General features: G+C 65.3%; 12 protein-coding genes and 2 tRNA genes. 7 read left to right on the forward strand and 7 right to left on the reverse strand.

Annotated features, from left to right (window positions below; translation table 11 throughout):
• Positions 1–28: 28 nt before the first annotated feature.
• A tRNA-Ser gene (locus tag EZM81_RS14260) sits at positions 29–118 on the reverse strand.
• Positions 119–435: 317 nt separating this feature from the next.
• Between EZM81_RS14260 and EZM81_RS14265 the strand changes: the two genes are divergently transcribed.
• The 7 genes from EZM81_RS14265 to EZM81_RS14295 all read left to right on the forward strand — a co-directional run bounded on the left by EZM81_RS14265 (position 436) and on the right by EZM81_RS14295 (position 7,280).
• Positions 436–1,431, forward strand: a complete 996-nt coding sequence (locus tag EZM81_RS14265; protein ID WP_169052382.1) for an SPOR domain-containing protein — start codon at positions 436–438, stop codon at positions 1,429–1,431.
• A gap of 19 nt (positions 1,432–1,450) precedes the next feature.
• Positions 1,451–2,605 carry a D-alanyl-D-alanine carboxypeptidase family protein gene (locus tag EZM81_RS14270; protein ID WP_135450735.1) on the forward strand — a complete coding sequence of 385 codons (1,155 nt, stop codon included), beginning with the start codon at positions 1,451–1,453 and terminating at the stop codon, positions 2,603–2,605.
• Entirely contained in the window at positions 2,606–3,229 is a 624-nt protein-coding gene (gene tmk / locus EZM81_RS14275) for a dTMP kinase (RefSeq protein ID WP_136646180.1), read from the forward strand.
• Between the two features lie 280 nt (positions 3,230–3,509).
• Positions 3,510–4,640 (forward strand): DNA polymerase III subunit delta', encoded by a 1,131-nt coding sequence (locus tag EZM81_RS14280; RefSeq protein ID WP_136646181.1) that lies wholly within the window; start codon positions 3,510–3,512, stop codon positions 4,638–4,640.
• A gap of 7 nt (positions 4,641–4,647) precedes the next feature.
• Entirely contained in the window at positions 4,648–5,466 is an 819-nt protein-coding gene (locus EZM81_RS14285) for a TatD family hydrolase (RefSeq protein ID WP_136646182.1), read from the forward strand.
• Positions 5,466–6,269, forward strand: a complete 804-nt coding sequence (locus EZM81_RS14290; RefSeq protein WP_136646183.1) for an MBL fold metallo-hydrolase — start codon at positions 5,466–5,468, stop codon at positions 6,267–6,269. The genes EZM81_RS14285 and EZM81_RS14290 overlap by 1 nt, the downstream gene beginning before the upstream one ends.
• A 72-nt stretch (positions 6,270–6,341) precedes the next feature.
• The gene (locus EZM81_RS14295) at positions 6,342–7,280 is read left to right on the forward strand and encodes an AEC family transporter (RefSeq protein WP_136646184.1); all 939 of its coding nucleotides are present in this window, start codon (positions 6,342–6,344) and stop codon (positions 7,278–7,280) included.
• Positions 7,281–7,351: 71 nt separating this feature from the next.
• Here the strand turns inward: EZM81_RS14295 and EZM81_RS14300 are convergent, their stop codons facing one another.
• From EZM81_RS14300 to EZM81_RS14325, 6 genes are all read right to left on the reverse strand, one after another.
• Entirely contained in the window at positions 7,352–8,323 is a 972-nt protein-coding gene (locus EZM81_RS14300) for an ABC transporter permease (RefSeq protein WP_135450729.1), read from the reverse strand.
• 11 nt (positions 8,324–8,334) lie between these two features.
• Positions 8,335–9,624: an ABC transporter permease gene (locus EZM81_RS14305; protein ID WP_240784170.1), complete on the reverse strand. Its 1,290-nt coding sequence runs from the start codon at positions 9,622–9,624 to the stop codon at positions 8,335–8,337.
• 22 nt (positions 9,625–9,646) lie between these two features.
• Positions 9,647–10,714: an ABC transporter substrate-binding protein gene (locus tag EZM81_RS14310; protein ID WP_136646185.1), complete on the reverse strand. Its 1,068-nt coding sequence runs from the start codon at positions 10,712–10,714 to the stop codon at positions 9,647–9,649.
• Positions 10,715–10,768: 54 nt separating this feature from the next.
• Positions 10,769–11,869, reverse strand: coding sequence for an ABC transporter ATP-binding protein (locus tag EZM81_RS14315; RefSeq protein ID WP_136646186.1), 1,101 nt, complete (start codon positions 11,867–11,869; stop codon positions 10,769–10,771).
• Between the two features lie 306 nt (positions 11,870–12,175).
• A tRNA-Leu gene (locus EZM81_RS14320) sits at positions 12,176–12,262 on the reverse strand.
• 131 nt (positions 12,263–12,393) lie between these two features.
• Positions 12,394–14,115 carry a peptidoglycan-binding domain-containing protein gene (locus EZM81_RS14325; protein ID WP_136646187.1) on the reverse strand — a complete coding sequence of 574 codons (1,722 nt, stop codon included), beginning with the start codon at positions 14,113–14,115 and terminating at the stop codon, positions 12,394–12,396.
• Positions 14,116–14,198: the final 83 nt, after the last annotated feature.

The raw sequence follows: 14,198 nt of genomic DNA on the forward strand, positions 1-14,198 counted from the left end.
ATCGGGAGAACGCTTTCTCTAGGGCAAGTGGCGGAGGAGGTGGGATTCGAACCCACGGTAGAGTTGCCCCTACGTCGGTTTTCAAGACCGGTGCGTTAAACCACTCCGCCACTCCTCCGGCCCATCGCACATACCCGGGGTCTCGTGATTCTGAAAGGGCTGCGGCCAGAGCCTCAGGGGGCTGATCCGGCGGGTTTTTCCGCTGATCGTGATGGAAGGGCTGTGCCTCTGCCCTTTCCACCGGTCGTCGAAGCCGGTATGCTTGCCGAAAAGGCAGGCGTATCCGGACCGGACCAGCGGCGCAGCAACAGCCCGGTTGGCAGCAACACCGGCAGGATGGAACCAAAGCGCGGCGCCCAGACCGCGCGATCTTGAGGGCGGAACATGGCAAGAGCGGTACTCCGGCATATTCTGTTGGGTTGTGCGGCGGGTGGCTTGCTTGCGGGCTGCGTGGCCAGCGGCGGCGCAGGGTCGGGTGCTGCCGGTGCCAGCGCAGGCATGCTGGCCTCGCCTTCGCGCTCCGGGGCTGCACGCGAAGTCGAAGCGCCGGAAATCTACCAGACCACCGACACTGCGCTTTGGGACGGGCGGCCCTCGCTGGGCGGCATCTGGGTGGCCGCAACCGATGTGAAGGATCCCGAACGGGTCATCATGGTCAACCTCGCAAACGGCAAGTCCGTGGCCGGCGCCCTTTTCCGGCGCGAGGCGGGGAACCCCGGGCCCAAGCTGCAGCTGTCCTCTGATGCCGCAGACGCACTGGGCGTGCTGGCCGGTCAGCCGGTGCAACTGCGCGTGACGGCGCTGCGCAAGGTCGAGGTCGAGACGCCGGCCGCCCCTGCCCCCAAGGTAGCCGCCCCGGAAGAAACCCCGCCTGCCGCGCCGGCGCAGACTGCGGCGAGTACCGCCGCAGTGGCCGCCTCGGCGCTGGAGGCAGCCGACAGCGGCGCGCCGACCGCCACCTCGGGCGGAACGGAGGCCGTTTCGGCAGCGCCCGCAGCCGCCCCCGAGGCACCGCAGCGCAAGACCTGGGCCGAGCGCCGCGCCGAGGCGAAGGCCCGGCGCGAAGCGGAAAGGGCAGCGCGGGCCGCAGCCAAGGCTGCCGCGGAAGACCAGGCTGCAGATGCCGCCGCGGCCGAGGGGATTGGTGTGACGGCAATCGAATCCGCGCCGCTTGACGCCCGGGCGCCCGAAACCGCCGCTGGGGCCGCGCCGCCCGTAGCGGCCGGCCGCCCGATCCAGGTGGCGTCCTTCTCTCAGGAAGAAAATGCCAAACGCGCCGTGGAAGCCCTGGCGAGAATCGGCATAAGTGCCAGGCCCGTGCGGTCGGAACGCGACGGCAAGGCGGTCTGGGGCGTGGTCGCCGTGGGCGACGCCGAGCTTCTGAAAAAGATCAAGGGCGCGGGATTCGCCGACGCCTATTTCCTGCAATGACCCATCCGAAAGGCCCCCGATGCTTCAGCGCCTGCGCACTGTCCTGATCCTTCTCGCCCTTGGTCTGGCGGCCCTGCCCGCCCGTGCCTTCGAGACGGCGGCCACCGCGGCCTGGGTGTATGACATGTCCACGCAGACCGTTCTGATGGACAAGAACGCCGATGTGCCGCTTCCCCCGGCATCGATGTCGAAACTCATGACTATCAACATGCTGTTCGAGGCGCTGCGCGACGGGCGGGTCACGATGGAGACGGAATTCGCTGTCTCGTCCCGCGCCAAGGCAATGGGCGGCTCGACCATGTTCCTGCAGGAAACCGACCGCCCCACGGTGAAGGATCTGATCCACGGCATGATCGTCAATTCGGGCAACGACGCCTGCGTTGTGGTGGCCGAAGGGCTGGCCGGTTCGGAAGAGGCGTTTTCGGCGCAGATGACCGAACGCGCCAAGGCCTTGGGAATGACGAATTCCACCTTCGCCAATGCAAGCGGCTGGCCGGATCCGAACCACCGCATGTCGATGCGCGATCTCGGCATCCTGGCGCAGCACCTGATCCAGGATTTCCCCGAATACTACCCGATCTTCGCCGAGACCCAATTCAACTACAAGGATCGCGCACCTGCAAATGCGCGCAACCGCAACCCGCTTCTGGAGCTGGGCGTCGGCGCCGACGGGCTGAAGACAGGGCATACACAAGAGGCGGGCTATGGTCTTGTCGGCTCGGCCAAGCAGGGCAACCGACGGATCATCTTTGTGATCACCGGTCTGCCGTCGGAAAAGGCGCGGGCCGAGGAATCCGAACGCATCGTGGCCTGGGCCTTCCGCCAGTTTTCCGAAAAGACGGTTGCGAAGGCAGGGGCCCGCGTGGCAGAGGCCGAGGTCCATCTGGGCGATGCCGATACTGTCGGCCTGGTTCCGGCCGAAGATGTGCGCCTGCTGGTCCCGGCGCTTGTCCAGGACAGCATGACCGCCGAGGTCGTCTACAAGGGCCCGCTGATCGCCCCGGTCGCCGCTGGCACGCCAGTGGCCGAACTGATCGTGCATGTCCCCGACCTGCCCGATCGGCGCGTCCCGCTGGTAACCGAGGCGGCGGTCGGCAAGGCCGGCTTCGTCAAGCGGCTGACCACCGCGGCCGAGGTGCTTTACCGGCAGTATGTCGGATCGCCGGCCAGCTGAATGCCGGGCCTGTTCCTCAGCCTCGAAGGCATAGACGGTTCGGGCAAGTCCACTCAGGGCCGCCTGCTCGCCGAACGGCTACGCGCTGCCGGTCATGCCGTGACCCTGACGCGCGAACCGGGCGGCAGCCCTGGTGCCGAAGAGATCCGCCGCCTTGTGCTGGAAGGTCACGTCGACCGCTGGTCGGCCGAAACGGAAATCCTTCTGTTCACGGCAGCCCGGCGCGACCATCTGGAAAAGACCATCCGCCCGGCGCTGGCGCGCGACGAGATCGTGATCACCGACCGCTTCGCGGATTCCACCCGTGTCTTTCAGGGCCTTGCCCGAGGCGACCTGACCGAAACGGTCAATCGTCTGCACGACCTCATGATCGGGATCGAACCCGACCTGACACTGCTGTTCGATCTCGACCCCGCTGTTGGCCTGGCGCGCGCCACGGCCCGCCCCGGTGCCGAGCTTCGGTTCGAGGACATGGGCCTTGCCTTCCAGGAAAGAGCCCGCGCCGGCTTTCTGGCGCTGGCCGCGCAGAACGCACGTTTCCGGGTGATCGATGCCGACGCCGACGCCGAGACCGTAGGCGCCCGCGCCTGGGCAGCGGTCGCGCCCCATCTGCCCCAGGCATAGGCCCTGCACCGGCCGGCTTCCCGGCGATTCGCCCTTTTCCAACGGCCGGAGCTGAGCCGGACCGATCCAGGAATGGAACAGGAGGCAGCAAAGATCTGGAAAAGACCGGCGCCCAGACGATCTGAGGCCGGACAATGCGCAGCGCGCCAGGGCGTGGCCCTGACCTTGTTGCCTGACTGCCTGCCCTTGGCGTGATTTCGCTGCCATGCCGGCAACCGCTGCGGCGACTGCCCGCCTACCCCTCTTCCCCCGTCCCGCTTGCCTGTGCAATCTGCCAGCCATGGCCGCGACCGATCCCCTGCCCGAACCCGATCGCCTGCAAGGCGCCCCCCACCCGCGTGAGACGCACAGGCTTTTCGGCCATGCCGTTGCCGAGGCCGAGTTTCTGCGCGCCCATGGCTCGGGCCGGCTGCACCATGCCTGGATGCTGACCGGCCCTAGGGGAGTGGGCAAGGCCACGCTGGCGTGGCGCATGGCCCGTTTCCTGCTGGCCACACCGGATGATGACGGCGGCATGTTCGCCGCCCCCCGGGCCGAAACGCTTGACATCCCCGACAGCCACCCCGTCGCCCGCCGCCTGCTGCAACTGGCCGAACCGCGGCATTTTCTGCTTCGCCGCGGCGCGAACGACAAGGAAACCGCCCTGTCTCAGGTCATCTCGATCGACGAGGTGCGCAGGATGAAGTCCTTCTTTGCCCTCTCTGCCGCCGACGGCGGACGGCGCACTGCGATCATCGACGCAGTGGATGAAATGAACACCGCCGCCGCCAATGCGCTTCTGAAACTTCTGGAGGAACCGCCGCTAAACGTGACGCTTTTCCTGATCGCGCATCAACCCGCGCGGCTTTTGCCGACAATCCGCTCTCGTTGCCGCGAACTTCGGCTGTCGCCGCTGGGTCCGCAGGATCTGGCCGATGCCCTGACACAGGCAGGCGGCGAGATCACGCCAGAGGATCGTACCGCCCTGGCCGAATTGTCCGGCGGCTCGGTGGGCGAGGCCTTCCGGTTGACCAACCTCGAAGGCCTGAAGCTGTACGCAGCCCTTGTCCGCCTGTTTGCCACCCTGCCCCGCCTTGACCGACCGCAGGCTCTGGCGCTGGCCGACCTTGCCGCCGCTCGGGGTGCGGCCGAGACCTTCGAACTTCTTGTCACCCTGATCGACCTGTTTCTTGCACGTCTTGCCCGGTTCGGTGCGACCGGTGCCCTGCCGCCAGAAGCCGCGCCAGGCGAAGCCCAGCTTCTGCAGCGGCTTGCACCGCACCCCCTTGCCGCACGCGCCTGGGCCGACCTTGCGCAATCCCTTTCCGCCCGCGCCCGTCGCGGCAAGGCGGTCAATCTTGACCCCGCCGCGCTTCTGATGGATATGCTCCTGAAGGTCGACGAGACGGCGGGGAGCCTCGCCCCGAGGTAGCCCGAAGATGTCCCCCACCGCACCTGCCCTTCCCGATCTGGTTGACAGTCACTGCCACCTCGACTTTCCCGACCTGATTGGAGAACTGCCCGAGGTCATCGCCCGCGCCCGAGCTGCCGGGGTGAACCGCATGGTCACGATCTGCACCCGGCTTGGGAACGAACCAGGGGTGCGCGCCATTGCCGAGGCACACCCCGAGGTCTTCTACGCCGCCGGCACCCACCCGATGAGTGCCCATGAAGAACCGCTGGTCACGGTCGAGACCCTCGTCTCGCTTGCCCGCCACCCGCGCTTTGTCGGCATCGGCGAGACCGGGCTCGACTACCACTACACCGCCGAAACAAAGGCCATCCAGCAGACCTCGCTTCGCATCCACATCGAGGCCGCGCAGGAAACCGGCCTGCCGCTGATCATCCACGCCCGGGACGCGGATGAGGACATGGAGGCGATTCTGGCCGAAGGCATGGCGCGCCGCCCCTACGCCTGCGTGATGCACTGCTTCTCCTCCGGGCCGCGCCTTGCCGAAGCGGCGCTGGAGATGGGTTTCACCCTTTCGATTTCCGGCATCGCGGCCTTTCCGAAATCGCAGGCGTTGCGCGACATTTTTGCCAGAGCACCGCTCGACCGGCTGATCCTGGAAACAGACAGCCCCTATCTTGCGCCGCCGCCCCATCGCGGCAAACGCAACGAACCCGCCTATGTCGCCCATACCGCCGCCGCGCTGGCGCCGGTCTTCGGGCTTGCCCTGCATGAGTTCGCGGCGATCACCACCGCGAACTTCGACCGTGTCTTTCCCCGTGCCGCCCTCGCGGCCAAGGCGGCCTGATGGCCCGGCTTTCGTTCACCATCCTTGGCTGCGGATCTTCGGGCGGGGTTCCACGCCTTGGCGGCGACTGGGGCGCCTGCGACCCCACGAATCCGAAGAACCGGCGTCGGCGCTGTTCTCTTCTTGTCACGCGCGAAACCGAGGCAGGTTCGACGCGCGTCCTGATCGACACCTCGCCCGACATGCGCGACCAGCTTCTCGACGCGGGCGTGGGCACACTGGATGCCGTGGTCTATACCCACAGCCATGCCGACCACATGCACGGCATCGACGACCTGCGGCAGATCGTCTTCAACCTGCGCAACCGTCTGCCCGTCTGGGCCGACGGCCCCACGCAGGAGGCTCTGCTGACGCGCTTTGGCTATGCCTTCATCCAGCCCGAGGGCAGCCCCTACCCACCGATACTTGATCTGCACACGATCGAGGGACCGATTTTCGTCACCGGCGCGGGCGGCCCGGTAACGCTGACCCCGTTCCGTGCCGAACACGGTGCAATGGATGCGTTGGGCTTTCGCATCGGCCCCCTGGCCTATCTGCCCGATGCCGTCGAAATTCCTGCCGAAAGCTGGGAGGTGCTTCGCGGCCTCGACTGCTGGATCGTCGATGCGCTGCGCCGCAAGCCGCATCCGACCCATGCGCACCTAGCTCTTGCGCTGGAATGGATCGCCCGGGCGCAGCCCACCCGTGCCGTGCTGACCAACATGCACATCGACCTCGACTACGAGACGCTCAGGGCGGAATTGCCGCCGCACATCACCCCGGCCCATGACGGCATGACCTTGACCTATGACAACCTGCCCTGAGTCTGCCGCCTGCCAACTGCAGGATGTTCCATCGGGAGGCAGGGGATGTGGAATCCCCGGCCACGGCCTGAATTGAGCGCCCTGCTCGACGTCATCTTGCCGGTCTTTCTGGTCATCGGCTTCGGCTATGCGGCCGTCCGCGCCGGATGGCTTGGCGAGTCCGCCATCGACGGGCTGATGCGCTTTGCCCAGACCTTCGCAGTGCCCTGCCTTCTGTTCCGGTCCATCGCGCATCTCGACCTTGGCAGCGCCTATGATCCCGGGCTGATGGTCAGCTTCTACACCGGGGCCTTCGCGGGCTTCTTCGCCTGCTTCTTCGGCGCCATGGCGATCTTCGGCCGGGCGATGCCCGATGCCGTCGCGATCGGCTTTGCGGGTCTCTTCTCCAATTCGCTGCTTCTTGGCCTGGCGATCACCGAACGGGCCTATGGGGCGCAGGCCCTGCAGGCGAACTATGCCATCATCTCGCTGCATGCGCCCATGCTGTACGGGTTCGGCATCGCCCTGATGGAATGGGCGCGCTCGCGCGGCCGGGGCCTTTCGGGGGCGACGCTTGCCCGGCAGATCGGCAAGGCGATCCTGTCACAGGCACTGGTGATCGGCATCCTTCTTGGCTTTGCGGTGAACCTGGCCGGGAACCCGCTGCCCGGCTTCATCTGGTCGGGGGTGGACATGGTGGCCGGAGCGGCGATTCCGGTTGCACTTTTCGGTCTGGGCGGCGTGCTCACCCGCTACCGGATCGAGGGTGACCTGGGCCCGGTGCTCATGGTGAGCCTTGCCTCCCTGGTCCTGCACCCGGCAGTCACCTGGGTTCTGGGTGCCCATGTCTTCGGCCTGGGTGTGGACGCATTGCGGTCCGCCGTGGTCACGGCGGCCATGGCGCCGGGCGTCAATGCCTATGTCTTTGCCCACATGTACGGCGTCGGCAAACGGGTGAACGCCAGCGCCGTTCTGGTCGCGACAGCGGCCTCGATCGGCACTGCCTGGTTCTGGCTGCACCTTCTGCCGTGATGCCGCATCATGATTTCACCCCGCGTCGCGACAGGACAGCGACGTGGGGGCGCAGTCCGATCGGGAACCTCCTACCGCCCCGTCACCCCGCGCAGCCGGTCCGAGCGCCGCCGCAGAAGTTCAACCGAAGCCAGAAGCAGCACGGAGATCACCACAAGGATCGTCGCCACCGCAAGGATTGCCGGGGAAATCGCTTCGCGAATCCCGTTGAACATCTGCCGCGGGATGGTCTGCTGGTCGGGTCCGGCGATGAACAGCACCGCCACCACCTCGTCGAATGATGTGACAAAGGCAAACAGCGCGCCAGAGATCACGCCGGGCAGGATCAACGGCATGATGACCTTGAAGAAGGTCGTGCGCGGGTTCGCCCCCAGCGAATGAGCCGCCCGGATGAGCGACTGGTCGAAGCCGGAAAGCGTCGCGGTGACGGTGATGATGACGAAGGGAATGCCAAGCACCGCATGGGCCATGATCACGCCCAGATGCGAATTGGCCAAGCAGCCTTTTTCCGACAGGAACATCCCGAAGATCGCGCCCATTGCGCTGTCAGGCGCCACGCAGGCCTTGGCGAAGAAGAAGCTCATCCCCACGGCGATGATGATGATCGGCACGATCATCGGACTGATCAGCAGTGCCATGATCAGCCGGCGATAGGGCATTTCCGGTCGCGACAGACCCAGCGCCGCGATCGTGCCCAGCGTGGTCGCCAGGATCGTGGCCCAGATCCCGATCCAGAACGAGTTCTTCGCCGCCCTGATCCAAGTCGCACGCTCCCAGGCCGTGCTCCACCATGCGGCGTCGCGGGGTGCGTCTGCCGTCGGATGGCCCAGGGTCAGAAGCGCGTCATACCACCGCAGCGAATAGCCTTCGGGGTCGAAGGTCAGCATCTTTTCGGTGAAAGTGAAATAGGGCTCGGCGTTGAACGACAGCGGCAGGATCACCAGGATCGGCGCAATCAGGAAAAGAAAGATCAGCGCGCAGATCACCAGGTAGGTGTAATACCAGACGCGTTCCAGCGGAGAGGCATAGGTGGGCAGGGCCATGGTCGTTTCCCTCAGCCGAATTTCAGCCGGTCGATGCCGATCAGCCGGTCATACAACCAGTAAAGCAACAGGATCGATACCAGAAGCATCGCCGCGATCGCCGCAGCCAGCGACCAGTTCGACTTGGACATGTGGAATGCGATGAGATTGCTGATCAGCTGCCCGTCCGCACCGCCGACCAGAGCCGGCGTGATGTAGTAGCCAACCGCCAGAATGAAGACCAGAAGCGAGCCCGCCGCGATTCCCGGCAGGGTCTGCGGCAGATAGACCCTGCGGAAGGTCGTCCAGCTGGTGGCACCCAGGCTGCGTGCGGCACGGGCATAGCTGGGCGGGATGACCCGCATCACTGAATAGAGCGGCAGGATCATGAACGGCAACAGAACATGGGTCATGGCGACCACCGTGCCGGTCATGTTGTACATCATCGCCAGCCTGCCGGAATTGTCGATCAGCCCCAGCGCCACCAGCACGTTGTTGACCACGCCCTGTTCCTGCAACAGCACGATCCACGAGGTCGTGCGCACCAGAAGCGAGGTCCAGAATGGCAGAAGCACCAGGATCATAAGAAGCGAGGACTTTGCCAGCGGCAGAGTGGCCAGCAGATGTGCGACAGGAAAGGCCAGAGCCAGGCAGATCAAGGTGATCAGCGCCGAAACCAGGAAAGTCTTGCCGAAGAGGTATAGGTAGATCCGTTCGTTTTCCGCCCCCCTTGCCCAGCCGGCATCAGTCAGCTTGTGGTCCGAGGCGACCAGGTAGAACTCCGGGGTGTAGACATGGCTGGCCGACTCCATCCCACGCCACAGCGCGGGCCGCCCCCAGGCCGGATCCACAGCTAGCAGCGCCTCCTTGTACGGCGGCTGAAGGTCGGCGGCGACGCGGGCGCCGCCCTTGAACAGGCTGATCGTACCCGGCACGGAATAATTGATGCGGGTTCCTGCCACACCGGTTGTCTTTTCAACCTGCATGCGGGCAAGGTCGGACACTAGGGCGGCAAAAGCCTCTTCCGGCGGGTTGGCGGGATCGAAGTCCGGGTTTTCGGCGAACCAGGCAACCAGTGCCGGAGCCGAAGAAGCAAAACCGTCATGCTCAAACGAGCGCTTCAGCATGTAGCCGATCGGAACGAGGAAGGTCAGAAGCACGAAAAGCAGCAGCGGCAGGACCAGAAGAAAAGCCCTGCGCCGTGCACGCGCCTGCGCCGCCTGAAGCGCAGCCTTCAGCGGACGCCCGTCCGCAGTCGTCAGAAGTTCGCCAGCCACTTCGGCCATGCCTGCCCTCGTCAGGTAGAGAACCGGGCGCGGCATGCACCGCGCCCGGCAGGTCGGATCAGCGGGTGAGCCAGGCCTGGAAGCGCTCGTTCAGTTCCGCGTCGTAGTCGACCCAGAAGTCTGCCGAGGTTTCCAGCGCGTTACCCATGTTTTCCGGCGCGGTCGGCAGGTGCGGCGCCATGACCGTCTTGCCATCCTTGAAGATCAGCTCTTCCTTCATCGAGGATCTGCGAGCCGGACCGTAGGAAATGTGCTTCGCCTGGGCGCGCAGACCTTCGGTCGAGGTGGCGTAGCGGATGAAGTCCATCGCCAGATCCTTGTTCGGGGCCCCCTTCGGAACGACATACATTTCGTTCTCATAGATCTGGCCGTCCCAGACGATCTGGAAGGGTTTGCCCTCATTCACCACAGCGGCGAAGATCCGGCCGTTGTAGGCAGTGGTCATCGCCACCTCGCCGTCGGCCAGAAGCTGTGGCGCCTGGCTGCCGGCTTCCCACCAGACAACCTGGCTCTTTATCGTGTCGAGCTTGGCGAAGGCGCGGTCCACGCCCTCGGGGGTGCGCAGCACATCATAGACTTCGGCCGCAGGCACGCCGTCGCCCAGCAGCGCGAATTCCAGAACCGCCTTGGCGCCCTTGCGCAGGCCGCGCTTGCCGGGGAACTTCTCCAGGTCGAAGAAATCGGCAGCCGTCTTCGGGCCTTCGGGGAACTTGGTCGTGTCGTAGGCGAACACGTTCGACCAGATGTCGGTCGAAACGCCGCACTCGGTGATCGCACCGGGCAGGAAATCCTCGGTCGCGGGGGTGCCGTCGGGCGCGGGCGGCAGGCTGGCCGCGTCGATCGGCTCCAGGATACCTTCGTCGCACAGGCGGATCGCGTCGGCATATTCGACCGAGGCAACATCGACCGTGACGTTGCCCGCCTCGACCATGGCCTTGATCGCGGGCGCGGGGTTGTCGCTGTCCACCATGATGGCGGCATGGCCGGTCGCTGCCGACCAGGGCTTCACGTGGGCTTCGTTCTGGGCCTCGCCATAGGCACCGCCCCAGGACATCACCGTCACGTCGGCCTGCGCCGCGAAGGCAAAGCCTGCGAGGGCTGTAGAGAGGATGAGGGTCTTCTTCATGTCTTGCTCCCTGTTTGTTTCACTGGCTACCGACCGGGTATTCCCGGCCCTTCATCAAGGGTCCAGCGCGCGGGCATCCTGCGGATGCCAGCCCACCTTGATCTTCTGGCCGGGTTCCAGACGGGTCTGGCCCAGCGTGTTGCGCATCTTCATCACGAAGTCGTCCGAGCCGGCGACTTTCAGAACGACGCGCAGGATGTCGCCCATGTAGATGACCTCGACCACCTCGGCATCCAGCGTATGGGCGCCAGGCGGCATCATCTCGGGTTTGAACTCCACCCGTTCCGGGCGGATCGAGACCAGCGTCTGCTGCCCCTTTTCCTTGATGTTTACCGCAGTTGCGTCGATCAGTTCGCCCGTCCGCAGCCGCACCAGCGCCTTGTCGCCCGAAAGCTCCTCGATCGTTCCCGGCAGCTTGTTGTTCTCGCCGATGAACTGGGCGACGAAGCTGTTCTCGGGACGTTCATAGAGTTCGGCCGGCGGTGCAAGCTGCTGGATCCTGCCGTCATTGAACACGGCCACGCGGTCGGACATCGTCAGCGCCTCGCCCTGGTCATGCGTGACGTAGACCACCGTGATGCCAAGGTTTTCATGCAGATGCTTGATCTCGAACTGCATGTGCTCGCGCAGCTGCTTGTCCAGCGCGCCCAGCGGTTCGTCCATCAGCACAAGCTTGGGGTCGAAGACCAGCGCCCGTGCCAGGGCGATGCGCTGCTGCTGTCCGCCCGATAGCTGCGCCGGGCGGCGGTTGGCATAGGCGCCCATCTGCACCATGTCGAGTGCCCGCTTGATCTTGCCTTCGCGTTCCGTCTTGCCCATGCCGCGCACTTCAAGCGGAAACGCAAGGTTTTCGGCCACCGTCATGTGGGGGAACAGCGCATAGTTCTGGAACACCATGCCGATCCCGCGCTTGTGCGGGGGCACCGAGTTGATGTTCACGCCGTCCAGCCGGATTTCGCCATGGGTTGCGGTCTCGAACCCGGCAAGCATCATCAGGCAGGTCGTCTTGCCAGACCCCGAGGGCCCGAGCATCGTCAGAAATTCGCCCTTGCCGATCGTGAGGTTCAAGTCCTTCACGACCAGCGTCACGCCGTCATAGCTTTTCTGGACATGCTCAAACACGACGAAAGCGTCGTTGCGGGACTCAAGCGTCAACCGTGTCTCCCTGGTCTTCCGGGCGCTCTGCGCCTTCTATTGTTTCCCGACTAAAGCGAAAGGTCAGCCCCATTGCAACGCAGATTCAGTGGCCCGAGGGGCGATTCCGAAACTGCGGGAAATTCGGGCAGGAAAGCCGTCGATCGCCGGTCATTTGGACGCGAATCTGCTCGCTGACGGGAAAAATTCCGACATGATCAGGCAAGAAAACGTCATACGCCACCATCCACGGCAAGAAGTGCGCAGAAAGAAAAAGGACGCAGGGGGCATAGTCCCTTGCGTCCTTTGCTCTGCCTCCGGCTGGGTTGGTGCGGATGAAAAGACTCGAACTTTCACTCCGGTTAAGGAACAGCGACCTCAACGCTGCGCGTCTACCAATTCCGCCACATCCGCACATGCCCCATCGGGACGCCCGCTATCTAGCGGCAGTTGCGGGCGAAGAAAAGGGGGATTCGCATGTGCCGCGCCCCCCTTGGCTGGCCGCGCGCATGTGACCGCGCGGGCAGACCGGGCACCTTCTCCCTTCAGAAGCTGGAAAAGATCAACAGCGGCAGACGCGCCGCCGTAATCGCCGCCTGGGCGCCGACCGCCAGGATCCCGGCCTCGTCCGACGCCGCTGCACTGGGCTCGGGCCGTGCCGCAGGCGTGCCGATCCTCAGATCAGCGACCTTCGGCGCCACAAACACCGGTGGCCCGGCCGGAACCACAGACGACGGCTCCGGCAGGACCACGGGATCTGGCGGAACGGTCGCTCCCCCTGCCGACACAAGATCGGCAGCCGGCGCGACCGGCTCCGGCTCGGGCGCAACCACGGCCTCTTCGACCACGAGGGCGGGTTCGGGGACAATGTCGAACACGGGCAGAGCGGCCTCCTGCACGTTAGGGGCGGGCATCGCAGGCTGCAGTTCCGCGGCACGGCCGTTGATCGTGTAGGCCGCCTTGCGGATCAGGGCGTCACGTCCGCCAATACCCGGCGCCACGACCATCTGCCCCTGTCCCATGGCATCCAGCGACAGCTGATACCAGTCCATGGCCAGATCGGGCCGCCGGGTTGCGCCGAAGCCCTGGCTCAGATGATGGCCCAGGTATTCCGCGTAACCCCGCTCGCCCATCGCTGCCAGCAGCAGTGCCGAACCGATGGCGACATCCATTTCGTCACGCGCATATCCCATGCCGAGACAGACCCTGGCCGTGCCCGCCAACTGCGCCGGCGTCATTCCCGAAGAAAGGACGAAGGTCTCGACGCCCTTAAGCACCTCATCCGCGGGTTTCAGCGAAACTGCGGCGACATGTTCCTTCAGCACTGGCCCGAAGGCCGCGCACTGTTGCGCGATCTGGTTAGAGGTGAAGCCGGCAATCTGCGCGGCAAGCTCGTCGCTTGTGGCCATGGCATAGCCCCGGGCGAGGCAGAACTGCTCGGCCAGCGCGAAATTTGCATCCTGCATGCCCTCGACCGTGGTCATCCTGCCGTTTGAGGCGGTCTTCAGGCTGATCGCGCCGCATTCCGCTGCAAGCGAGCCCTTTGCCGCCGCAGATCCCATGAACGAAGGCAGCTCTGGCGCTGCCTCGGCCACGAGGGCCCCGGGCTCGGGCTGTGTGGCGACCTCGACCGCCACCTCCTCTGCTGGTGGCGCCTCTGGCACAAGCTTCGGCAGGGCGGCAGCCGCGGCGGCGGCCACGCTGCCCTGCACCGGATCGCCCGGCGCCGCCGGCATGATCCCGCCCGGTGGCAGGCCCGCCATCTCGTCCTGCTGGGCAATCAGCACGGCCTTGAGGCCATGCATGCTGCCGGCAACTGCCTGCGCTACCAGCGGCCCCCCTGCCACGGCGCGATGATAGGCGGTGATCAGGATCGTGCGCTCGTGCTCGGTCAGCTCGCCGGTGGCCGGATATCCCAGGAACGCCTGGTATTCCTTGATGGCAGCCCGCGACTTCGGCCCGATTGCGCCATCGGGGGTGCCTACAGGGTAGCCGAAATAGTTCAGCGCGACCTGCACCTCCTTGTTCGCGGCGCGCTGCTCGGCGCTGATCGAGGGCGCCTTTGCCTTGGCCGTTCCAGCCTTGGTCGATTTCGCTGCCTTCTTCTTGTTGTTCTCGTTCGTCACCGCGCTGCCAATGATGCCCCCGATGATCGCGCCGGCGATGAAATCGCCGCTGTCGGCGCGGGCCGGGGCCGAAACGGGCGACAACGGCGACATGGCCAACGAGGCCATCAGCGCAGAGGTTGCAATTGCCCTGATCTTCATAGCATGACTCCTGGAAATAAAGGGATTCTATGGCTGTGATCGTAGCACGGCCTTGCCCTTGCGTAAGGCTGGAATCCGCGGCC

This window comes from Tabrizicola sp. YIM 78059 (genome assembly GCF_004959785.1).
GTDB classification, from domain to species: domain Bacteria; phylum Pseudomonadota; class Alphaproteobacteria; order Rhodobacterales; family Rhodobacteraceae; genus Tabrizicola; species Tabrizicola caldifontis.